At 43.9% G+C, this 23,602-nt stretch carries 19 protein-coding genes; 14 read left to right on the forward strand and 5 right to left on the reverse strand.

Annotated features, from left to right (window positions below; genetic code table 11):
* Positions 1-6 precede the first annotated feature (6 nt).
* The 3 genes from F607_RS0105570 to F607_RS0105580 all read right to left on the reverse strand — a co-directional run bounded on the left by F607_RS0105570 (position 7) and on the right by F607_RS0105580 (position 1,718).
* Complete coding sequence (locus F607_RS0105570; protein WP_027707289.1) at positions 7-282, reverse strand: HU family DNA-binding protein; 276 nt, start codon at positions 280-282, stop codon at positions 7-9.
* An 81-nt stretch (positions 283-363) separates the two neighbouring features.
* Entirely contained in the window at positions 364-1,488 is a 1,125-nt protein-coding gene (locus F607_RS0105575; protein WP_230400366.1) for an FAD-dependent oxidoreductase, read from the reverse strand.
* 53 nt (positions 1,489-1,541) lie between these two features.
* Positions 1,542-1,718 (reverse strand): rubredoxin, encoded by a 177-nt coding sequence (locus F607_RS0105580; protein WP_038290231.1) that lies wholly within the window; start codon positions 1,716-1,718, stop codon positions 1,542-1,544.
* A gap of 186 nt (positions 1,719-1,904) precedes the next feature.
* On the opposite strand from F607_RS0105580, the gene F607_RS0105585 reads away from it, so the two are divergent.
* The 14 genes from F607_RS0105585 to F607_RS0105650 all read left to right on the forward strand — a co-directional run bounded on the left by F607_RS0105585 (position 1,905) and on the right by F607_RS0105650 (position 21,984).
* Positions 1,905-2,549, forward strand: coding sequence for a chorismate--pyruvate lyase family protein (locus F607_RS0105585; RefSeq protein ID WP_027707292.1), 645 nt, complete (start codon positions 1,905-1,907; stop codon positions 2,547-2,549).
* Between the two features lie 12 nt (positions 2,550-2,561).
* A complete protein-coding gene (ubiA, locus tag F607_RS0105590; protein WP_027707293.1) occupies positions 2,562-3,431 on the forward strand; it encodes a 4-hydroxybenzoate octaprenyltransferase in 870 nt (289 codons plus the stop codon).
* Positions 3,432-3,564: 133 nt separating this feature from the next.
* Positions 3,565-4,254: a phosphate regulon transcriptional regulator PhoB gene (phoB, locus tag F607_RS0105595; RefSeq protein WP_027707294.1), complete on the forward strand. Its 690-nt coding sequence runs from the start codon at positions 3,565-3,567 to the stop codon at positions 4,252-4,254.
* Between the two features lie 20 nt (positions 4,255-4,274).
* Positions 4,275-5,561, forward strand: coding sequence for a phosphate regulon sensor histidine kinase PhoR (gene phoR / locus F607_RS0105600; RefSeq protein WP_027707295.1), 1,287 nt, complete (start codon positions 4,275-4,277; stop codon positions 5,559-5,561).
* A gap of 679 nt (positions 5,562-6,240) precedes the next feature.
* Positions 6,241-7,173, forward strand: coding sequence for a UbiA family prenyltransferase (locus F607_RS0105605; RefSeq protein ID WP_027707296.1), 933 nt, complete (start codon positions 6,241-6,243; stop codon positions 7,171-7,173).
* A gap of 340 nt (positions 7,174-7,513) precedes the next feature.
* Positions 7,514-9,946, forward strand: a complete 2,433-nt coding sequence (locus tag F607_RS33445; protein WP_084611119.1) for a phosphotransferase — start codon at positions 7,514-7,516, stop codon at positions 9,944-9,946.
* Positions 9,936-12,773 (forward strand): PEP/pyruvate-binding domain-containing protein, encoded by a 2,838-nt coding sequence (locus tag F607_RS28290; protein WP_051310949.1) that lies wholly within the window; start codon positions 9,936-9,938, stop codon positions 12,771-12,773. The genes F607_RS33445 and F607_RS28290 overlap by 11 nt, the downstream gene beginning before the upstream one ends.
* On the forward strand, positions 12,770-14,032 hold the full coding sequence (locus F607_RS0105620; RefSeq protein WP_027707297.1) for a GNAT family N-acetyltransferase: 1,263 nt from the start codon (positions 12,770-12,772) through the stop codon (positions 14,030-14,032). Before F607_RS28290 ends, F607_RS0105620 begins: the two co-directional genes overlap by 4 nt.
* Before the next feature lie 18 nt (positions 14,033-14,050).
* Positions 14,051-15,658 (forward strand): AMP-binding protein, encoded by a 1,608-nt coding sequence (locus F607_RS0105625; RefSeq protein WP_027707298.1) that lies wholly within the window; start codon positions 14,051-14,053, stop codon positions 15,656-15,658.
* Between the two features lie 22 nt (positions 15,659-15,680).
* Entirely contained in the window at positions 15,681-16,886 is a 1,206-nt protein-coding gene (locus F607_RS32555) for a CDP-alcohol phosphatidyltransferase family protein (protein ID WP_051310952.1), read from the forward strand.
* A gap of 12 nt (positions 16,887-16,898) precedes the next feature.
* Positions 16,899-19,259: an efflux RND transporter permease subunit gene (locus tag F607_RS0105635; protein ID WP_027707299.1), complete on the forward strand. Its 2,361-nt coding sequence runs from the start codon at positions 16,899-16,901 to the stop codon at positions 19,257-19,259.
* Entirely contained in the window at positions 19,243-20,109 is an 867-nt protein-coding gene (locus F607_RS0105640) for an outer membrane lipoprotein-sorting protein (RefSeq protein WP_051310954.1), read from the forward strand. The genes F607_RS0105635 and F607_RS0105640 overlap by 17 nt, the downstream gene beginning before the upstream one ends.
* A 10-nt stretch (positions 20,110-20,119) precedes the next feature.
* Positions 20,120-21,490 carry a hypothetical protein gene (locus F607_RS28300; RefSeq protein ID WP_051310956.1) on the forward strand — a complete coding sequence of 457 codons (1,371 nt, stop codon included), beginning with the start codon at positions 20,120-20,122 and terminating at the stop codon, positions 21,488-21,490.
* A gap of 35 nt (positions 21,491-21,525) precedes the next feature.
* Positions 21,526-21,984: a hypothetical protein gene (locus F607_RS0105650; protein ID WP_027707301.1), complete on the forward strand. Its 459-nt coding sequence runs from the start codon at positions 21,526-21,528 to the stop codon at positions 21,982-21,984.
* A 17-nt stretch (positions 21,985-22,001) separates the two neighbouring features.
* On the opposite strand, the gene F607_RS0105655 is transcribed toward F607_RS0105650, so the two are convergent.
* Both F607_RS0105655 and F607_RS0105660 read right to left on the reverse strand, forming a co-directional pair.
* A complete protein-coding gene (locus tag F607_RS0105655) occupies positions 22,002-22,436 on the reverse strand; it encodes a SitI3 family protein (RefSeq protein ID WP_027707302.1) in 435 nt (144 codons plus the stop codon).
* Positions 22,437-22,927: 491 nt separating this feature from the next.
* Positions 22,928-23,467 carry an RNA 2'-phosphotransferase gene (locus F607_RS0105660; RefSeq protein WP_027707303.1) on the reverse strand — a complete coding sequence of 180 codons (540 nt, stop codon included), beginning with the start codon at positions 23,465-23,467 and terminating at the stop codon, positions 22,928-22,930.
* Positions 23,468-23,602 lie beyond the last annotated feature (135 nt).

Raw genomic sequence — 23,602 nt, forward strand, 5'->3', positions numbered from 1 at the left:
CTTACTTCACCCATTCACTATTTCTTTTAATTTTTTACCTGCTTTAAAACTCACAGTATTGGTTGCTGGAATTTCTATTGGCTGTCCTGTTTGCGGGTTTTTTCCTATCCGTGCCTTTCGATGTTGCCTGGAAAAAGTACCAAAGCCAATAAGCACAACATCACGCTCACGACTGAGGGCCAATTGTATTTCATCCAGTATTGCAGTTAATACATGAGAAGCTTGTTCCTTCGTCATTGATGTATGATCAGCAATTGCAGAAATTAACTCTGGCTTATGCACACTCTGTCCCTCATATTTTTTTATAAGTATTATTTATTTTTTGATACCGGCCTTTTGCTAATATCCTTTTGATAGCGCCCATTAGTTTATTGTTAGCTGCTTATTTAACGCATATTTTTCTTTCACATAGCGTCCTGTTAACGCATACCCGAATAGTTTTTCATCCTTAACAAAACACGCTCTAACATCTAAACCTTCGGCATGAATCTGCCATTGCCCAGTACACCCTCTAGGTGGTGAACAAACAACAACAGGGCAAATAGGCGTTTTAACACCCACGGGCATAGGTCCATAACGTAATGGCGTAGGATGCCCTGCTAAAGTACGTGCTAATGTTTTGGCACATGCCATAAGCGGCATGACATACAACAGGACATGTCCTTCTACTTCTGCACAGTCTCCCAAAGCAAATACATCAGGTGCAGAAGTTTCCAATAAATGATTAACTTGAATACCCTCATTAACCTCAAGCCCGGCTTCAAGCGCCATTGTGATGTGAGGTTTGATACCTATTGCTGATAACACCACATCCGTATGAATAAGCTTGCCATTGGTCAGGGTCAGTTCCAGTCCGTTCTCTATACGGTTTACTTCTTCTAAACCAACGCCAAAATGAAAGCGTACACCAAGTGTTTGCAAACAACTTTGCAACGGTGCAGCCACATCAGCTGGTAACAACTTAGGCATTAAGCTATGGCTTTGAGAGATCAACTCCACATGATGTTCAGCCGCTATCAAATCATTGGCAAACTCGCAGCCCACTAAACCACTACCAATAATAGCAACACGTTTTTTACCTGATACTGCCTTGCGAAAAATCTCATAAGACTGCAAGTTGTTAACAGAGTATATCTCCTCCGTACCGTCACCTTGAACATCAAGCTGGAGTACATCAGCACCCCACGCTAAAACAAGCTGGCGATAACGAAGTTCGTCATTGCCTATCTTGATCAGGTGATGCTGAGGATCAATTGCAGTCACACGGGTATTTGTCAGGATAGTGGCATTTAACTGCTCGGCCATTTCCTGAGCATCTGCCGTATCAATTTGTTTTCGGCTCATACCAATAGACAGCATTGGCTTAGAGTAATAACGACCATCATCAGTCGTGATCAACGTAAGCGGTGAATATGAATCATGCTTTCTATATTCTTTTGCAAGGGTATAACCCGCTAACCCAGTACCAATTATAATGAGGGGTTCCATGACACACATGACCTGTTGCTTTATAAATTTTTAAAGTCAAATTCAGTCCAACATTATTCAAGAAGAATCATTTCAAAGTCTTGTTTGCATACACCACAATCAGGACAAATCCATTCTTCAGGTACATCTTCCCAGCGGGTTCCGGGGGGAATGTCATCATCAGGCCAGCCATCAGCTTCATCATAGATAAAGCCACAGACTGTACACTGCCACTTACGAAATGCTTCCATGCTCACTCGATTTCCTCACTAAACCATTATTGATGGCTAATGCCAGCATAACGTATGGTGTATAGTGGTTCCATACGCAACACATGACTCTGTTGTCATGCTATTGACCATCACTAACATGAAAGTTATTTTTCTGCTGTTTGCACCTTGCAACATCAAACCGTTTCAAGCATCCTGCTGTGAATTATGAACCTTAACCGCTATTCCAATATGCAGTTTTTTAGTGAACATTGCTGGCAGCCTACCCACAAGTGGCCTGCTCACGATCCGTTATGCCCTCACCTTAAACACTGGCTGACTCACCCAGGCTCCTTGACAGAACAATTAGCAAAACACTTCAATAGCAAGGTATCTGTTCACCTGCATAGACAACAATGGCTCACAGCAACTAAAGAAGAGCAACAGTATTTGGTTATTACCCCAGATACGTTAACCAACATCCGTGAAATTACACTGTTTGTCAGACAGCAGCCTTGCATACTGGCAAGGACTGTCATTCCCAAAGAAACACTGAGTGGTAATTACCAGGACTTGCTTACTATCAAAGAGCAGCCCCTTGGCCATTTTTTATTTGGTAATGCCAACATTATACGCTTACCACAATTTGAGCTGACAACATTAAAAACCGCTGATTTACCTATTCAGCACGACTTACCGTTACCTTCAGAACAAGTGTGGGGACGACGATCCAGATTTTTATTGAGTCAAAAGCCACTCATGATCACTGAATATTTTTTACCCTTTTTGCTTCACAGCATCGAAAACGAACAAATTGGCAAGCCAGCTGCAAGTGATATACTTACCACCTCATCGCCTTCAAACGACCATTAAAACAACGTCAATATGCGTGTAATCCAGCAACAATGGCCCCGCCTATGGGCTTACAGTCAGCTCATGCGGCTCAACCGCCCGATTGGTACCTACCTTTTACTTTGGCCGACCCTTTGGAGCCTCTGGATTGCTGCACAGGGATTACCCAATACAAGCCTGATCATTATATTTTCATTAGGTGTTTTTTTAATGCGCAGTGCAGGCTGTGTTATTAATGACTTCGCTGACCGTCACTTTGATGGGCATGTTAAACGAACACAACTACGCCCATTAATTACAGGTAAAGCCTCAGCGAAAGAAGCAATTTGGCTATTTTTTGTTTTAGTACTATTTTCTTTTCTGCTGGTTCTGCAAACGAACACTTATACTGTACTGCTATCTTTTGGTGCACTTGCACTTGCAACCTGCTACCCCTTCATGAAGCGTTATACACACTTCCCACAAGTTGTGTTGGGAGCAGCGTTCTCATGGAGTATTCCAATGACATTTTCCGCACAGACCGGAGAGCTATCAGTGACTACCTGGTTACTTTATGCCGCGAATTTGTCATGGACAGTAGCCTATGATACCCAGTACGCTATGGTTGATCGTGATGATGATTTGCAAATTGGCATCAAGTCCACTGCAATTTTATTTGGCCAGGCGGATAACCTGATAATTGCTATTTTACAGCTACTTGCATTACTGTTGATGGTGATTGTAGGCATTATCCAACAGCTTGACTGGCCATTCTATACTGGTCTAATTGCTGCAAGTTTGCTATTTATTTACCAGCACTATTTGACACATGGACGTAACAGAGAGCGTTGTTTTCTTGCGTTCTTGAATAATCACTGGGTCGGATTACTCATTTTCCTGGGCACTATGACTGCTTTTTGGTAACAGTTAGGACCATTTGGCATATCTGCTAAATGCCTAAAAGGTTTCAATCAATAGCCTTTTATTTGTCATTTAATTGTAACAAACAGTCTGTGTAATGAGTTGCTGACCCGTAGAGCGAAGAGAAGGCTTGAACATGGTTGGCAAAAAAATACTTATTGTTGATGATGAAGCCCCAATCAGGGAAATGATTGCAGTCGCCCTCGAAATGGCTGGCTATGAATGTCTGGAAGCAGACAATACACAAGATGCGCACGGTATTATCATTGACAAAAAGCCAGACCTCATTCTGCTGGACTGGATGTTACCTGGTACTAGCGGAATAGAATTGGCTCGGCGCTTACGAAGGGACGAAATGACGGCTGGCATTCCTATCATTATGCTAACCGCAAAAGGAGAAGAAGATAACAAAATACAAGGTCTAGAGGTTGGCGCAGATGATTACATCACTAAGCCTTTCTCACCACGTGAACTCGTCGCTCGCCTAAAAGCAGTTTTACGTCGTTCAGGCGCTCAAGAACCACAAGAGCCCATACGCGTTGAAGGACTTGAACTTGATCCTGTCAGTCATCGAGTGACCATCAATGGCAAGCCTACTGATATGGGCCCCACTGAATACCGCCTGCTCCAATTTTTTATGACTCATCAAGAACGTGCCTATACCCGCAGTCAACTGCTTGACCAAGTCTGGGGTGGCAATGTGTATGTTGAGGAACGTACTGTTGATGTCCATATCCGCCGCCTGCGTAAAGCACTAGGCAATGGCCATGACCGCTTGATTCAAACGGTGCGTGGCACAGGTTATCGTTTTTCCACCAAAGGTTAGTCAGCAAAGATTGGAAAACCATGCCACAACGATTGTTTTTTGGGGCAGTCATTGTAGTCATCTTTGGGCTTGCCATTGATGAGCTTGCTTGGACCCTAGTTGTAGCCTTAAGTAGTTACCTCTTCTGGACCTTGTTACAGGTTTATAAATTAAACCACTGGCTTCAGGAAAGTGAGCTCACCAATAATGAACCTCCAGAAAGTCGTGGTATCTGGGGCGATATTTTTGATGCTATTTACCGGCTACAACGAAGTCATCAAAAGTCCCGTGCGCGCTTACAAGCAGTGATTGACAGAGTCCAAGACTCAACAGCAGCACTATCAGATGCTGTAGTGATGATTGACAGCCATGGCAACTTAGAGTGGTGGAACCATGCTGCGGAAAAGCTATTAGGATTTCGCTCACCTGTAGATCGAGGTCAGCTCATCACGAACCTAATACGTGATCCTGCCTTTGGTAAATACTTTGAAGAAAAGCGCTATGCAGATCCGTTAGAAATACCCTCGCCCATTACTGAGCAAATCCATTTGCTCTTTACCATTACACTGTTTGGTCGAAATGATCGTTTACTGTTAGCACGTGATATCACACGCCTGCATAACCTTGAGCAAATGCGCAAAGACTTTGTCGCTAATGTATCCCATGAATTGCGTACACCACTAACCGTTATCCGCGGTTATTTGGAAACTTTTGCCGATAATGCTGACAGTCTTCCCGAGCGCTGGCTTCGTGCAATTCAGCAAATGCAACAGCAATCTGATCGAATGGAAAACCTGGTAAGTGATTTACTGCTGTTATCACGCTTGGAAACCAGCGATAAAATCAGTGATCCACAAGAAGTTAATATAGCAACACTGCTCACTAACATCATTAATGATGCCAAAGCACTTAGTGGGGAAAAGCAACATAGAATTAGTTTTGTCTGTAGCCCAAATGCAATTTTAATGGGATACGAACGTGAGCTACACAGTGCGTTTTCAAATTTAATTTTCAATGCCGTTAAATACACACCAGCCAAAGGTGCTATTGATGTTCACTGGTGGGAAGACGAAAAAGGTGCTCACTTGTCAGTGATGGATGATGGTGTTGGTATCGACCCTAAGCATATTCCTCGTTTGACTGAACGCTTTTATCGAGCCGATGCCAGTCGCTCTAAAATGACAGGAGGAACAGGACTGGGACTCGCTATCGTCAAACATGTTCTATTGCGACATTATGGTCATCTTGAAATCATCAGTGAATTAGGTAGAGGTAGTACATTTACCTGTCATTTTTCCACTCAGCTCTTGATGGAAAATGCAGCATAATTATCTGTTATCTGCACTCAAACTCACTTTCCTTACTTGTTAGACAATCATTTAGTCAAATCATCGCTGCTTTATGAGAAATACCCACAATGAAGTATTTTTGATGGGTCCAACCTGACCTATTAAATTCTGTACAATGCTTATACTCTCCATAAAATTCAGGATCCAAAAAAATTTCAGATAATTACATACAAGAGCTTTGTCTAACAAAATAATTAACACAAAAAAAACAATAACAAACATGTTGTATACATTTTAAATATTTATATAATGAGAATTGGATCTTAAGTCATAATATGTTGATCAGGGTTGCACTTTAGTATCATCATTTAGCCGTATTGATGCATCGCCAGTGTGATAAGTATTTTCGCTCATCACTCTTCAAGACCATTATTGTGTATAACACAACTTAAACTAGCTTAGGGTAAGCCGAAAATATATAAGACAATAATATCAGTAAACGTGAATATGGTTTATTGTCATATAAAAAGTATTAGGGGTAAAGAGCGCTGACAACAAACCCTAAAAATGGTTCGTGAAGGGTATATGATAAAAATAAGCTTTGGGCAACGTACTCAAATAGCTTTATAAAATAAAAGGCACTCGAGGAGGGGGACACATGCTGAAACAACAGGAGTAATCTCCATTCATTTATCGTAGGGAAACAGGAGATCTTTACATGGCACAGGCAAGCACACTTTCTCATGACTCTCCTTTGGTTTATCGAATACATGCCTGGGCAAAAGAGCGCTTTCCATTAGCCAACGCCTCATTAGCAATTTCACTCTACCTGGCAGTCTCAGCCATTGTCAAACACAGCTCATCTGACGCAATACCAATATGGCATGATATAGCCAACTGTTTTGCCGCTGTAAGTATTTTTTTATTATTGCGTATTTTAGATGAACATAAAGATTATAAAATAGATAACGCATTTCACGCCGAGCGAGTTCTTCAACAAGGGTATATTCGCTTATCTCACCTAAAAGTGATTGGTATTATTGCTTTCGCTATTACAGGTTTATCGAGCTTATCTGTTGAAAATAATACTGTATATACTTTACAGTCATGGTTATTAATGCTTGGCTGGCTAACCCTCATGACGTTTGAATTTTTTAGTTCAAAGTGGCTAAATCAGCATCTCCTTAGCTATAGTTTTTCTCATATGTTAATTATGCCACTTATTGGCTTGTGGTTTTACTTTCTAGCAGGCCATAACAGCATCAACATAAATTTAATTTTACTTATTATGCTCTTCTTTTTCTTCGCAGGTTTTGCATTCGAATTTGTTCGTAAAATAAAACCTGATGAAGAAGAGAATGAAAATATTCCGACTTATTCATCAGTGCTCGGTATACCACGCGCGCTCACCCTGGTTGTCTGTTGCGTATTTTCAGTCAGCCTCTTTGCTATGCTGTTAATTTATTATTTCTTAACAAGCAGCTGGTGGCTTTATACTATTATTACTAGCACCCTGTTACTAAGCTTATGGTTTCTTACTCGCTTTTTAAACTCACCTAGTATTCAAGCACGTCGATACAATGAAACTACCGTAGGCATTCATATTCTCTGTACTTTATGGATGATTATAATTTCAAGCCTGATTGGTTAACTTAATAATATATTAACAGGTAACCTCAGCAATTAACTATACAACAAGCTATATACATTAAATAAGCTTTGTAATAGTACTATGCGGAACCATGAGACTCTGACATATACCCAAATCGAATGGTTTTTAGGTGCGACCATCGAGTGATGAAATCCCATGAGCCTATATTAATAGGTGATTGGGGTGAGGAGTGAAGATAACAAAACCTAGAAATCATTCGTGAAGGGTATAATCATGCATAATCTACAATTACAAGCGCATTAAGTTACACCAAAACCATATAGCTTTTTGTCAAAAAAATAATTTCTTGAAACAGGGTATAAATAGCAGGAAAGGATGTATGACTGCCCCCAAAATTGTAATACCAAAAACGACAGACGAAGCTTTATCGCTATCAGGTACTGATTCATTAGAACGAATTCCTGCTCGTGGTCGTTACAGTGAAGAAGCAAGACAAACTCGTTTAGATTTCCTGAGAGAAAAATCGGGGCAGTTACTTAGTGGTGTAGACAAAACCTCCTTAAGAGCTGATCAACTACGATTTAATATTGAAAATTTTGTTGGCTCTGTAGAAGTTCCCATAGGGCTTTCAGGCCCACTTTTATTTAATGGACAACATGTAACCGGCACTATTTACACTCCACTAGCAACCACAGAAGGCGCTCTTGTTGCCTCCGCAACTCGCGGTGCTACCGCACTATCTAAAAGTGGCGGTGTGAATACTGCAGTATTGTCACAACGAATGATCCGTACACCTTTTTTTAAGTTTGACTGTCTGGCAAGTGCCTTACATTTTTCAGAATGGCTAAGAAAACACTTTATTACCATTAAGGAAAAAACACGACAACGCTCTCGACATGCTGAATTAATAGAACTAAAGCCTTTAATTCTCGGGCGTATGATTCATTTAAATTTTATTTACCAAACTGGTGATGCCTCTGGGCAAAATATGACAACCAGTTGTACTTGGCATGCATGTCAATGGATTTTGCAAGAGTATCAACCACGCCATACAATCGAACAGTTTTTTATTGAAGCCAATTTGGCCAGTGATAAAAAAACGTCTTATCAAAGCTTTTTATCTGGACGCGGTACCCGTGTTATTGCTGAAGCCCATATTCCAGAAAATATCTTACAGCAAATATTAAAAGTCTCTGCCAAAGAATTAGTTTCAGCTTATCAAGCAGGTATCACAGGCAGTATTCAAGCAGGTATTCCAGGCGTTAATGCCAACGTAGCGAATATCATTGCCGCTATTTTTACTGCAACAGGGCAAGATATAGCGTGCGTTCATGAGTCTAGCCTGGCTCATCTTCATATTGAACAAACGGAACAAGGAATCTATGCCTGTCTATTACTACCCGGTTTAGTGGTAGGTACTGTCGGAGGTGGTACAGGTCTTCCTCAGCAGCAAGAGTGTCTTGCATTACTGGACTGTGCTGGAAGCCATCGTTCAGCCCGCTTTGCAGAAATTATCGCAGGCTTTAGTTTATCACTGGATTTATCCACCCTATCAGCCATTGCCAGCGGTCAATTTGCTGCAGCCCACGACCGTTTAGGTAGAAACCGCCCAATAAAATTTTTACGTAAAGAAGAGCTAACGCCTGCATTTTTTCAGGAACACATGGGAGAACTCTTCAACACTCTGGAGCATATAGAAATTAGCGAAGCTCCCTGTCATGCAGAAAGTATCGTTTGCCGGTTAACAGCAGAACATACTACCAAGTTTCTGGGCTTATTACCTGCCAAGCTGTACTTCCAGCACCAGCATCAACCACTCCAGGTTATGTTAAAAATTAAGCCTACTGATGAAGAGGCAATTCATACACTGCGCACCCTCGCTCAGTTCTGTGACCCACGCTTAGCAGAAGAAATCAAACGTGCTGGCGGCACAACTTTTTTCAAAGGCTGCCACCAACGGGAGATGCAGCTTTATCAGCTGAACGACTCTCGTTTTACAAGTATTGCTCCCCAGTGCTTTGGCCAGTACCAAAACCAGTCACGAGAAATTTTCTTATTAGCACTGGAGTGGCTGGATTCATTAACACTGATGAATACTGTTGATGACCTGGCAGGCTGGCATGAGTCGCATATCATGGCAGCAATCACAGGCATAGCTGAGTTTCATAGCTTGTTTTTGGGGCAAGAGCGACAGGTTTTTGACCAGTTCAATATCTGCGCAATGAACCAGACAACAATGGTACAGCTTCAGCCCCTATGGCGTTTGCTGCAAAACCATGGTCTTAGCGAGTTTCCTGAATGGTTTTCTGAACAAGACCAGCAACAACTGCAGCTTATTCTGGAAAACCTGCCTATGTGGTGGGGTATTCTGGACCGACAACCCAAAACGCTTATCCATGGCGACTTTAATCCACGTAATTTGGCGTTTCGCCAAACCAATAACCAGCTAAAGCTATGCGCCTGGGACTGGGAGTTAGCCACCTGGCATTTACCGCAACGTGACTGCGTTGAGCTATTAGCATTTACCTTAAAACCTGAGCAAGTAACCCCCGCTTTTTTATCCAAATTCAGCGAGTACCACCGACAGCAATTAGCAAAAGCAGCAAACACCTCTTTGGACAAAACTCAGTGGCATATGGGCTTTCACTACAGCCTATTGGACTTTACTGTTAACCGGCTTGCTCATTACTGGCTGGCAAATACTCTGCAAGATTACCCATTCATGGCCCGCCTGACAGCAACAACCTTAGCCATGATCAATGCCCTGGAGTCCACTACCACTCAACTTGGGGGGCAGCATCATGTTGACTGACACAGCCTATGATCAACTGGTGATGGATGCTCAAACAGCATGTAGTGCTAATAAACGCTTTCTGGGCGGTAAAGCTTATAACCTGGCCTGGATGACTCGTCACCAATATCAAGTGCCACCCTGGATAGTGTTAACTACCGCATCCTTTGAACAGCAGCTAGCCTATTGCCAGCTCACTGATAAGGTTCGCACGCTTGATCAACTCTCTCCTGCAGAGCAACGTAAACAGTGTGCCTATCTATGCCAGCAGCTATCAGTATCCAATCTAGCACCTCATCTTGCGGCAAAACTCAAGCATGCTTTAGCTGAGTTACCCAAAGGCCGATTAGCGGCTCGTTCTTCTGCTGCGGATGAAGATTCGACCACCTTATCTTTCGCAGGACAGCTGGACTCTTATATTTGTCTGGAAAGCTACCCTGATATTGCACAAGCCGTTATTAAGGTAATGGCCAGTGGCTTTGGGGAGAGAGCCGTCCGCTATCGCCAGCAACACCAACGAGCACTTTCGCAAACCACACTGGCTGTCATCGTACAAACCATGGTAGAGGGTGAGTGTTCTGGTGTTTTCTTTACAGCTCACCCAATAAACGGTAGCCGTAAGCACGGACTGATATCTGCTTGTTATGGCTTAGCTGAAGGCGTAGTTGCAGGTACTGCGGACTGTGATGAATTTACCGTTGATTTATTCAGTGAAGAGGTTAAGCCTCAGATTCATCAAAAACAGTATCAAATTGTCTATGCTGAAAATTCAGGCCAGGGTACCGAGCGCCTGCCTGTTGCTGAAACCTTACAAACAAAGCCCTGCCTGTCTTCTCAACAAATTCAACGCATTAAACAGCAGGGGTTTCAGATTGCTCGTCAACTGGGTCGTCCGCAAGACTTAGAGTGGACCTTTGTCAATGATCAGCTTTATTGGCTGCAAACAAGACCAATCACATCCCTGCCTGCACCAGAAAACCCCATTGGTCAGCAGCAAGTTTGGGATAACTCCAATATTCAGGAAAGCTATTGTGGTATCACGCTACCACTCACTTTTACCTTCGCATTAAGAGCCTATCACACGGTTTATCAGCAAACCTTTCAGTTATTAGGCGTATCAAAACACAAACTGCAAGCCCTACAGCCTGCACTAAGTCATATGCTGGGACTGATACAAGGCCGGGTTTATTACAATATTAACCATTGGTATGCCGCCCTACAGATTCTGCCAGGCTTTAAAACCAATAAGTCCGACATGGAGCGGATGATGGGCCTGCAAGATCCTGTGGATTTTATAGAAGACCAGCCAGACAACTGGCGACAACGCCTCGTCCGCTTACCAGACAGTCTTCATGCCTTAAGCCGGTTATGCTGGGGCTTTATGAACATGGATCGACGGGTCAGGAGTTTTGAGTCTCATTTTGAAAGTATTTATCAGCAAGTTAATCGTGCCCAACTGCACACCCGGTCTATTGCTGAGCTGATGGCACATGCAGAGTGGTTACAACGTCAACTGCTAGATAACTGGCAAACACCTATTATCAATGACTTTATGGTAATGATGACTAACGGCCGCTTGCATCGTCAGCTACAAGCGCTGGGAATCGACAATGCTGAGGCTCTGCAAAATAATTTGCTTGCTGGTGAAACGCTGGCCAGCACGGAGCCAACCAAGCACCTCATGAAGTTATGTGATTACATCCGTAACAAACCAGGATTAGCTCGACTGCTTAGCGGATTAGCAAATGATGAGGTGATGCCTGCGATTCAGTACCGTTACCCTGAGTTTTATCAACGCTGCCAAAACTATATTGAAGCATTTGGTGACCGGTGCATGGGAGAGCTTAAGCTTGAGTCGACCACTCTTCGCCAAGACCCTCGCTTCCTGGTGGCACTGCTAAAAAACTACATCGCTCACCCTAACCTTAGTTTATCCACCTTAGGTAAAACTGAACGCGATCTGCGCACCCAGGCGGAAGCTACAGTCCGTCAACAGCTCATGTTACTGCCTTTAGGAAAATACCGCTGTCATTATCACCGCATTTGGAAACTATTAAAGTTATGGCGAAAAGCCGTAAAAAATCGAGAAAGTATGCGTCTTGCAAGAACCCGAGCCATAGGTTTAATACGCGATATTTACCGGGAAGTTGGCCAGCAGCTTGCCTTTTATGGTGTGCTTGCAGAGCCTGAAGATATTTTTTATCTTACCGTCACTGAGTTAGAACAATACATGCAAGGAACGGCTGTACAAACTGAGTGGCAGTCCCTTGTTTCGACACGAAAAGCCGAATATTGCCAATACCAGCAGCAGGACCTGCCTCACCATTTTCAAACGATTGGACCGGTTTATCTGCATAACGCATTTAAGCCAGCAGCTACTTCTGGCTGTTTATCGACTCATAGCAACGAAACAACTTTAGAAGCCCAGGAGTTAAACGGTATTGGTTGCTACCCTGGAGAGGTTACTGCTCCAATCAAAAAAATATTCAGCCCAGATGATGACTTAGATTTGCAAGGTCATATCCTCTGTACCGTTCGCACTGACCCAGGCTGGGCACCACTGTTCCCAACTGCAGCAGGCATATTAGTCGAACGTGGCTCGACATTATCTCACTCTGCGGTTGTTGCCCGAGAGCTGGGGATACCTGCCATTGTTAATATTCCAGGCCTTACCCAGCACCTTGAAACAGGTCAGTGGGTCACGATGAATGGCACAACGGGTAGCATCCAACTTCAGGAAAACCCTCAAGCTACCAAGCAAACAGATGCTGAACTCAGCCCAACCTCTCAGGATACAAAGCAGCGGGACAGTAAAGCCAAGGACGTGCTAGAGGAGATTTCAGCATGATCAACACTACAACAGAAGCGTTAACTTCCACCTCTAATAGCCAGGTACCACCTTTCAGCTTAACGGATAGTCCTACTTTTGTGATGCCAGGGCACGCACTCCATGCGGAACCTTGGTCAGCAGATCAACCTCTTCCAGAAGCCTTCCTTAATCTGCCTAGCCATATCTACCAGAAGGATTCGAACTGGATTCCTGAGCAACAAGCCTATCTACAACAGCTATTTTCTACTCAGAACCCTTTTTTTCAGGCGGGACAGGCTTGGCTTGGCGTCCTACCCAATGCAAGCCGTTTGGCAGGCTTCTATCACCCACAACAAGTTATCGATGGAAAACCAACAGCTTACTTTGGTTTTTGGGAAACTACAGAGCAGCTCAATGCTAATCAGGCACTATTTGAGCAACTAGAAACCTGGGCTAAAGCGCAAGGTGCTACGCAGCTTTTAGGTCCTATCAACTTCTCTACCTTTGGCCGGTATCGACTGCGCTTGTCTCATTTCGATACTACTTATTTTCCGAGTGAGCCTTGGAACCCCAGCTATTATGCCTCCTTACTCACACAGCTCGGCTTTAAACCTCACACCACTTACCACAGTAAGTTTACCCATCAGCTTGAATTTAATACTCAGCGAAATGAGCAGCTACGAAACAAACTCGATCAGCGCTTAACACCACGTTTTCAGCTTAGCCCACTTAATAGTGAGTGCTTACACCAGCTACAGGATAAGCTATACCCATTAGTTGAGCATACTTTCTCCCATAACCTAGCCTATACCTCAATAAACCCTCAGCTGTTTAAATCCCATATTTTACAACCCCTGGCCAATCGGCTTTGTCCCTATTCATCTTGGTTAGCGACAGATAAAAAAAGAGGAGACGTAGTTGGTTTTGTAGTATGCACTCCCGATTATGGCCCCATTCTGAGTCAGGGCTATCAACACCAGCACCCAGACAGGCAGCCACTCACTCAACACCAACTGAACTACTATCAGCACACCCCTCTGCTGAAAAAACCTACTTGTTTGATTAAAACCACAGGCGTTTTACCAAGTCATCAGCACCGAGGTATTGCTGCCTGGCTATGCCTGACCGCAGCTCATGCCATCCGGCAGCGCTACCAGGGTATGGGAGCAGCGCTTATCAGAGATGACAATGACTCAGCAAAACTTGCCAGCTTGCTGTGTGATGGACCAGACTGCGAAACCCATCAATATGGTTTGTTCTGTAAGCCACTTAACCCCTATCAGATATCCCCTGCATGACGACCAAGGAGTAAGGCTATGTCAGCAGTACCCACTATCGCTCACAACAAGATAACAAATGCTGCACAGCTACCATTGCAAGTGATGGCGATGTACCCAGAGCAAACTGCTTTACTGTTGTTGAATAAGCTGGACGAAACCAAGAAAAGTAATAAAGCCATCAGCTATGGACAGCTTAATCAACACGTTCAACAGCTCCAGCAAGCCCTTACCCAGTATGGGTTTAAGCCAAAAGACCGAGTGGTTGTTTTACTCAGACCCAGCATCAACCTTTATGCACTATTAATCGCATTGCTCAGCCTGGGTCTCATTGCCGTATTTGTTGACCCTAAAATGGGCAGTAAGCGTATTGGACAAACCCTGCGAAAAAGCCACTGCCTAGCCATAGTAGGAGAACGCCGTTTACTTCGCTGGCGTTGGCTAATGCCTACACTTTGGCAAATCCCTGCGGTGAGTATTGAAGAGCTGCTACAAACAAGCCCTCAACAAACTGCCCAGCAAGCCCGTACCAACCCATTTCTCGACTGTTCAGATAATGATAATGCACTTATCACCTACACCTCTGGCAGTACAGGCTTACCTAAAGGTGCTGCCCGTACCCATCAAAGCCTGATAACCCAACATCAAGCCTTACAACGATTGTGGCGTGATCAGCCTGGTACCACTGTTATGACTCAGCTGCCAGTAATGGCTTTGCACTTTCTTAGTAGTGGTGTCAGCACGTTATTTGTGAACCTCAACGGTAACCGGCTCACACCAAATCAACTGCAACAGCTAATGCAAAAGGCAAAGCAGCAAAATGTCACACGGATCATTGGTTTTCCTAGGCTGGTCGAGATACTGACACGACACTTACTCGCCAAAGAGCAAACCTGGACTGAGATTAATTACATTGCGATTGGCGGCTGTAGTGTTTCTGTCAGGCTCTGTCGACAAATGAAGCTGGCCTTTCCTAACGCACGCATTGAAGTGATTTATGGGGCAACTGAAGCTGAGCCTATCACCAGTGTCTCTATCGATGAAGTGATTAATGAAAGCTCCCCCAATGGTTATCTGGTGGGTAAACCTGCTTCCGTTGCTGAAGTGCTTATTGTCCCCACCATGGATTCTGCAAAAGGGCTGGATGAGGGAACGCTATTAGCGCGAAAACTACCACCTGGAGTTATTGGTGAAGTACTGGTTAAAGGGCCTCATGTCATTAAGCAATATGTGGATAACGAAGAACTAACTCAATCACTCAAAGTTCCGACAGCTGATGGTCAAGTTTGGCATCGTACCGGTGATACAGGTTATTTCGATGGCCGTGGCCGGCTGTGGCTAACCGGCCGTATCAAAGACATCATCGAGCTGGCCGACATGACAATTTACCCCTACCCACTTGAGTGTCGCGTGGAAATGCTGCCAGGGGTTATTAACGGCATACTGGTTGCTTGCCGAGGCAAAGCTACCCTAGCTTTAGTTGCCTCGGCCAAAGCCAATCGGCAACACATTGCTGACGAAGTTCAACGCATTTGCCACCAGCTTGAGGTGCCACTACCCAGGCTCAGCTGGATGAACCAACTGCCATTTGATCGTCGGCATCATAGCAAAGTAGACCGCCAACTCTTACGCCAACAACTGAGCTAGTGTAGCTAAGGAAGTTATACACATGGATAGCCCTCATTCTTTTTTCCTGGTTCGTCTCAATATCGTTGACTGGCTAACCTTATCCGGTGTGGTCTGGATCAGTTTGAGTATTGGTTTCATGCTATCCGGACACTTCGCCCTTGCACTGAGCTGTATGTGTTTGGCTATGTTGTGTGATGCCTTTGATGGTCTGCTTGCTCGCCACTTTAAAACAGAACGACCATTTGGCCGCTACCTTGATGGCTTTGTTGATACATTAGACTACCTGGTTGCCCCAATGCTGTTCCTCTATCTGATGGGGTTTACTGAACCACTTCAAGTCATAGCGCTCATCACTTTCATTGCTGCGGGTATTGTTCGCCTCGCCGTTTTCAATGAAATAGGCAATGTGAAAAATACCGAGCAGTCGCTGGCTTATCTGGGTTTACCGGTTTTTTGGAGCGTACTGTTACTGTTAGTGGTTTACCCTCTGTATCTCTGGTTTGGCCAGGGCCTTTTATTCGACTTGCTCACCCTATTACTCCTGGCAATGTCACTGGCGATGGTCAGCCGCTTTACCTTTCATAAGTTCCGCAGTCCAAAACTGATGCTGGCGGTATTAGGGGGAAGTGCACTGATTCTGCTGCTGCTGGATATTTATCAACACCAAACCCTAACCACTTATCAACAACAGCTGACGCTTTCAGCTCTGCTGTTATGGCCGCTGCAACTCATACTACCAGTGATAGTAGGGGGTGTTGGTCATATGTGGAGTGTAAAACAGCAACACCTGCCGAGCCTCACCCAGCCTATTCATGCTAAATGGTTTGGGGCTAATAAAACCTGGCGGGGTGTGCTACTTATGTCTGCCTATACCGGACTAGCAGCCTGGCTAAGCTACCTACTCTGGGCGTTGCTTGACCTTAATCCACCTTGGAATAGCCTTACTTTTGCTTTGGTTGGCTGTGGCCTTGGCCTGGCTTATACCCTGGCAGAACTTCCTAACTCCTGGCTAAAGCGGCGCTGTAACATTCCGCCTGGTGGTGCTGCCGACCAAAACAGTGCGTATCGTGGATTATTTATTGCCCTTGATCAGCTGGACTCAACCATTGGTATCAGCTTGTTCTGTGGCTTAATGCTTGGCTATCCCCTTAGCACCTGCGTCATAATTCTTGTTGCAGGACCTCTTACAGCACTGGCCATTAAGCGTTGGCTGTATCACAAGCAGCTCAAAAGCAGCCAGTTTTAAGGGGAAAATGACATGCTACAGAATATGCTTATTCGCTGGCTTGTAGGCTACCCCAAAACAGCGTTCTGTCTCTGCCTACTTTTAGTTGCAATCACCTGCAGTGGATTATCCAAACTATGGATCTCAATTGACTATCAAGTTTACTACGCTGACGATGACCCATACCGTTTGGCTCTAAAAAACTTAGAAAGTCAGTATGGTAAAACCCAAAATGCCTATCTGGTTATTCAGCATAAAGACCCCAAAGCCAATGCAGTCACCGCTGAAGCCTTACAAGCACTCCATAAGTTAACCGAGTCTGCCTGGCAAATTCCCTTTTCACAACGTGTCACTTCTGTCACCAACTACAAGTTTATTCAAGCGAAAGGGGATGATATTAAGGTTGCACCATTACTGGACAACCCATCCTCACTTTCTGCCACTGAAATAGAAACTGCCCTGCAGCGTCTCCAACAAGAACCTGCAGTTAATCAGCTCCTACTCAGTAATGACAAAACCATGGCTGCCGTCAGTGTTGGCTTGCACTTACCCGACAACCCCATTGCTGAGACCCGCCAGGTTACTTCGTTCATTCGTAAGTTATTAGCAGATTTCGAGCAGCGCTACCCTCAGCTGCACTTCTTTGCCAGTGGTTCAGTTTTTGCGGATGAGGTTTTTGCTGTTGCCACTGAGCAGGATCTATTGACGCTTATCCCGCTAAGCTATGGGGTACTCATTATTATTCTTGTGATATTGCTGCGTAGTACACGGGCAATGCTGCTGGTGCTCAGTATAGTCACACTCTCTGTAACCATAGCGTTTGGTATCAAGGGCTGGTTTAACCCTGTTATTTCTCCTGTAACAGCATTTGCCCCCAGCATGATTATGATTATTGCTGTTGCCGACTGTATTCACTTACTAAACGGCTTTATGTATCACCGCCGGCAATCACTCAGTCATTCAGCTGCTATCATCGAAACATTACGCCTCACCAGCCGACCAGTCATCTTAACCAGTGTCACCACGATAATTGGCTTTTTAGGGATGAATTTCAGCTCTTCTCCTGCCTTTCATGACTTAGGTAATGTCGTCGCGATAGGGGTTGGTGCTGCTCTTTTATTAGCCCTAGTGATGCTGCCTGCCTGGTTGCTGATCAAACCTATTCCCGTTTCGCCAAAGCAATCGGTTGTTAGTCGCTTTATGCCTTATCTGGCAGAAAAGCTGACCCAGCACCCCTACTTTTTTTTAGCGGCAAGCCTTTTATTCTCACTCTTGCTCATCGTGGGTATAAGCCAAAATAAGATTAATGAGACCTTCATTGCTTTCTTCGATAACAGTTTTGAGTTTCGGCAAAACGCTGAAGCTATCGACCAGCACCTAACAGGTCTCCATCGTATCGACTACATTTTGCCCGCAGCGAAAGCAGAGGGCATCTTTCAGCCCAGTTATCTACAATCTCTAGCCAGTTTCAGTCACTGGCTTAGACAGCAGCCCGAAGTGGCACACGTTGAGACCTATAGCGACATCATTAAGCGTCTGAACCAAGCCCTACATGGCGATAATCCTGCTAAGTACCACATTCCCGAAAAAGCTGAGCTAATTGCTCAATATCAGTTGCTTTACGAGCTGTCCTTACCTTATGGGCATGACCTGAATAACCGAATCAGTTTCAATCATGATGCAACCCGGATGACCGTTCGGCTTTGGCTAACAGACTCCGCTGCTATTCTGGCTTTTGATCAACGAGTACAGCGTTGGCTTGCAGAACAAGCCCCTAACATCGTAAAAGCACAACAAAACTTACCTTCAGATACCCAGGGTATTGGTATCGACATGATGTTTGCCCACATTGCCCTCAATAATATCCCAGCCATGTATTACGGCACCTTAGTGGCTCTCTTCTTGATATCTTTCATCATTATCGCTGCACTTCGCTCTCTTAAGGTTGGCAGCTTGGGTATGCTCACTAACCTGCTGCCAATTACTATGGCATTTGGTTTATGGGGCTGGTTATCTGGGCAGGTTGGGCTAAGCATCTCGGTAGTCGCCAGCCTCACATTAGGGCTAGTCGTTGATGATACGGTTCACTTATTACACCGCTATCTTCATGCTAGACGACAGCAAGGTCTCAGTCCTGCAGCTGCACTCAGCACCACACTGGCAAGCAGTGGAGTGGCAATTGTGAAGACCAGCATCGTACTGGCAGCCAGCTTTGCTGTACTGGCTGCCAGCCATTACACCCCCAATGCGCAACTGGGTTTATTAACCGCCATCACAATTATCTTTGCCCTGATCATTGATCTGTTATTGCTACCGCCACTGCTGTTCCTGCTGGATCAACGAATAACGCAACCTTCAGTTATCAAGGAATTAGAGCATGCATCTCATTCGTAAAGCCTCTTATCAACAAGCTATTTATTGGCTTACATTAAGCCTCACGGTGTTAGCCAGTAGTTTAACGGTCTCCATTAGTGCACTAGCAGCAACGGCCACCTCAGAACAAGCAACACAAGCTTTGACTGAAGCTAAACAACGTGGTTACGAAATTGCCAGACTTGCAGATATGCAGGACCTTGGTTATAGCGATATGCAAGTGAATGTGAAAATGATACTGCTGGATGCCATGGGCCGGAGGGCAGAGCGATCATTAGCCGTCAGCACACTGGAAATGACTAAAGATGGTGATCGTAGCTTAACGCTGTTTCTTTCTCCTCGTGACCAAAAGGGAACAGCGCTACTCACTCATGCTCATCCTCAAGCCAGTGATGACCAATGGCTCTACTTGCCTGCATTACGCCGGGTAAAACGCATTACTGCTCACGACCGTTCAGGGCCTTTTGTGGGGAGCGAGTTTGCCTATGAAGATATGATTCGTCAGGAGGTGGATGACTATAGCTATCGACTACTAAAGAGCGCTCAAATTGAAGGCAAGCCAGCCTGGCTTTTGGAACGTACGCCAAAAGATGCTCATTCCGGTTACAGTAAACAGCATGTCTGGCTGGATAAACAAGCCTACCGCATTTGGCGTATTGATTTTTATGATCGAAAACACTCGCTGCTGAAAACCCTTTTTTTTGAAGACTACCAGCAGTATGCCAATGCTTACTGGCGCCCTCTGCGCAGCATCATGGAAAATCACCAAACAGGAAAAAAAACGATTCTAGAGTACAGTGGCTATCACTTTAAAAATGGTCTAACCACTACCCAATTCAGCCAGTACCAACTGCGTAATCAAACCCATTGAGCATTATAAGATGTTGAATCGCAGTATCGTCAGCACCCTGCTACTCCGTGTATTTTTAATAATACTTTGTTCTGTAGCCTGCCTAACCTCAGAAGTATCTGCTTATGAGCAAAATACACTGTGGGATCCAGAGTTAGGTGTTGAGCTAAGCTATTTTCCCGATACAGGTTATCCCGAACAGAAAAACTCAAATATCTCACTCCGCTGGCAGTTGGAAGCACAACATACCTTTACTGAGAGCACCAGCCCTCTCCGCCTTGATCTTTTCGCACGTTATGATGCTGTGGATAAGAAGCGTACACATTGGGATATCCGAGAACTAAGCTGGGATTATCAACCTTCAAATATTTGGCAACCCTCAAACCTTTGGCAACCTTCGAATCAGTCGCAGTCCGCAGACCAGTGGCTGCTCCGAGCTGGGGTGCTTCAACAGTTTTGGGGGGTGACTGAAAGCAGGCACCTGTTAGCGGTGTTAAATCAAACGGATTTAATTGAAAACATTGATGGTGAAGACAAGCTTGGCCAACCTATGCTGAATCTGGCTTACTTTTATACTACTGGGGCTATCAATGGTTATATGCTGCCAGGCTTTCGGGAAAGAACCTATCCTGGCCGAAAAGGCCGTTTACGTATGCCAGTTAAAATAGGTGATGCACGATATCAATCCGGCGCGGGTCAAAAACACATTGACTGGGCTTTGCGTTGGCAACATACCGTTGACCAGCTTGACCTTGCCCTCTTTCATTTTCATGGCACCAGCCGTGATCCCTGGTTTGCTTTGGAAACACCACAACCCACACTATCTTCGCTCTCTCACAATGACAAACATGCTTACTATTCGCCTGAGCTTCAACCCGTCTACGATATTACCGACTTAACGGGGCTGGAGGTTCAATATCTCTGGCAAAACTGGGCATTCAAACTGGAGCTACTGAGTGACTCTGGCATTGGCCAATGGGATCGCAATACTGCTGTCACTACTGGCTTTGAGTACACTGCTGTGAATGCCTTTAATACCGGTATTGATATGGGGCTGTTAGTAGAATGGCTATTTGACGATAGAGGTAATGATGCTCCCATTGATCGGGTGCATGATGGCTGGTTCTTGGGTACCCGCTGGACCATGAATAACTTTGCCAGCACACAGGCTTTACTTGGGGTGATTATTGATGAAAACAGCAAAAACTGGAGCCTGGAAGTTGAGCACAGGCTTGCTCCAAACATGCTACTTACCATAGAAAGCCGTTGGTTTTCTCACCAACAACATATGCCACAAAGTGGCTGGGACTGGCTTAACACATTAAATCAGGATCCTAGTCACAAACTTTCATTTTTACAACAGGAGGACTATTTCAGAGCAGAAATTAGCTGGTATTTTTAAGCAGGGACTCAACCAGTTAATGGACAACAAGCATCATGAAAGTAAATTTAGTGAAGCCCTGTGACGTAAAACTAGACATCACCAAGCCAGGTCTCACCAAAGCAGATCTCACCCAAGAAAGTAAAGAAAGTGCAGTTAAACTTGGCAGAATAAACGCTGGAACAGTTAACAAACTAAAGGTAGGGCTGTCCGCTTATATTTCTGGGGCACTTCAACGCTTGATACTTGCTATCAGTTGCTGCCTGTTTGTAATGGTACTGGGTACGTTCTTGTTATTAGCCAAAGCAGCACAAAGCCAAGGGATCTGGATTGAGCTCACTCCAGATATTATGACAAACCTTGTAACCTACATGATCAAGTGTGCAACCGTTGGCTCATTGATATGCATACTACCCATTAAACGAGGGATAATCTTTATCCCCCTATCTTTACTGGGCACCTTATTAGTTTTAATCAACTGGCATCAGCCTATTGCTAATGTACTTGTATTTTAAACGAGTGAGGGTATTTATCAGGCAGCTCTTGTATCTTGCGTAAGCGCATTTAACAGTGACTCAGACCAGCACTCATCTTTTGATGTAAGGTTAATTTCGCCATTGCGTCTAATTAGCATATCAGCATCAAAGTCATGAATTAGGACTGCATCTCCCTCAAAATGGTTAAGTATTTGCTTAATGAGATATACGGCGATAATGGCAGCTTCATCTAGCTTGTCCACTTTTGGATAAAAAATAATCTGGATATCAGGTAAAAAACCATAATCGTCCTTAATCATACTGGCCCATGAGTCTTCCTCACCCATGAATTCATCTTCACTTTTATGTTCTACTGCAAATGAAATAAGCTCCCTCTTATCTTGTGATAACTTCAAGTAATGTTCATCAATCAGCTGGTTGATCGCTTCCTTTCCTGCTCCCTTAATAAAGAAATCAAAAGAAGGTGTCATGGACTTCCCCCTTAGCTTACTTATTTGACTGAAGGATTAATTAAAGCCTGTTAAGAATCACGTCTTTCAATACAAGTCAAAGCCAACAAATGATTCTTAAAAGCAACATTCGTGTCCAGCAATGAGCTGATAATATTTTAAGCCACCTTACTCTTTAGAGACTGCTTTTTTTATAAAAGTTAAACCTTGATTCCCAAAAGCGCAAATTGGCACTCAATAAAACAGTATATTAATAATCACTAATATCAAACTCAAGCAGGAAAAGTTTCAACACAAGGTCAGTAAGCATGATAAAACAAGGGTATATAGCAAATTTGTATATTAAGGGTCACCAGGCTAAGCATTTATAATTACTAATTTACTTGCTGTCACTCAGTTGGTATTTAGGTTATGTCAGTATTTTAAATAAAAGATGCGAAAAATGATGAGTATTTTGTCCTTCACTAGACAGTTCGGAGCAAACCCATAGCTTTATAATTTACAGTCTAGACCTATTCACTAACTTTTAAATAAGCAGGAAGCACTTCATCAACTAACCATACATTATTTGTCGTTTTAAAAAAGTCAAATCCATCTTTAACCATAGCCTGACTATCAATGCACAAAATAACAGGCTTACCATACCGGCTACCTACAGCCTTAGCGACCGCTAGCGATTCAGTTAAATGCACATGATGTCGCTGTTGCTTCGTAATCCCTTTTTCCAAAATACTTTCTAAAAAACGAGAAGCGGTACCATGGTACAAATGAGCAGGCGGTTCAGTTGGCGCTAAGTTTAAGTCTATAGTTATTGAGTGGCCTTGATTCGCTTTGATTTTAGTGCCTGTATCACTAATACTAAAACGCTGCTTATCATTTGTCTCGACTACAATTTCTATAATCTCTCGACTCAATTTAATATCTGTTGTAAGTTCAATTAACTCGTCAATTGAAGCCCAACCTTGGTTATCTAGCCTAAGACCGATTGAGTCAGGCTTATGGCGTAATAAAAAACTCAAATATTTTGATATCTTTTTCAGCTGTTGATCCATAGGAAGCTCTTTTTTAAGGGACTCGTGATAAGTTTTGAACAAATGGCCTAATAACGTCATAAGAGTTACATATAGATACAAACATAAGCAATGCTTGTGATGAACCTGTCAGTTGTTTTTTCACAAATACTGTTT

This window comes from Zooshikella ganghwensis DSM 15267 (genome assembly GCF_000428585.1).
GTDB classification, from domain to species: Bacteria; Pseudomonadota; Gammaproteobacteria; order Pseudomonadales; family Zooshikellaceae; genus Zooshikella; species Zooshikella ganghwensis.